Genomic DNA, 420 nt, shown 5'->3' with positions numbered 1-420 from the left:
GTCTGAATCAGCACTGGTTCCTGACCCTTGCGGATGCCCGCGAAAAGATGGAGGATTGGCGTATAGACTATAATGAGTTTCGGCCGCATGGTGCGATCGGCAATAAGGTGCCGATCTCGCTGATGAAATCAGGAGGCTCAACCAGCCCGCCTCCCTGAATGAAGCCGGAAAACTCTAGCCTCAGTTGGTCCAGAAACCTGGGGCGGTTCAGCTAGAATGACTATTCTTACGCGTTATGGTAGCAGTATGGGATGCAGGTTAGGGAGGTCGGCTGTGCTGAGATGTTCATTTCTATTGGCTAGTATAGTTTCAGCTGTTCCAGCGTTTGGACATTGCTTGACCCCAAATGAAACCAAGCAGGGCGTGCTCCTCACCAGAGAGCAACCATTCTTCTCCGTCTTCTACAAACCGACGCAATCA

The 420-nt window shown here is 51.4% G+C and carries 1 protein-coding gene; it reads left to right on the top strand.

What is annotated here, in order from left to right; genetic code table 11:
- Positions 1-158: integrase core domain-containing protein (locus AB4Z23_RS28700; RefSeq protein ID WP_441361338.1), on the top strand; the 158-nt coding region annotated here is incomplete at its 5' end.
- Positions 159-420: the final 262 nt, after the last annotated feature.

The sequence above is a fragment of the Agrobacterium sp. MCAB5 genome (assembly GCF_052114365.1).
Lineage (GTDB): Bacteria > Pseudomonadota > Alphaproteobacteria > Rhizobiales > Rhizobiaceae > Agrobacterium > Agrobacterium tumefaciens.
Note: the sequence above shows the minus strand (reverse complement) of the source record. Positions and strands in the feature narration are given on the sequence as shown.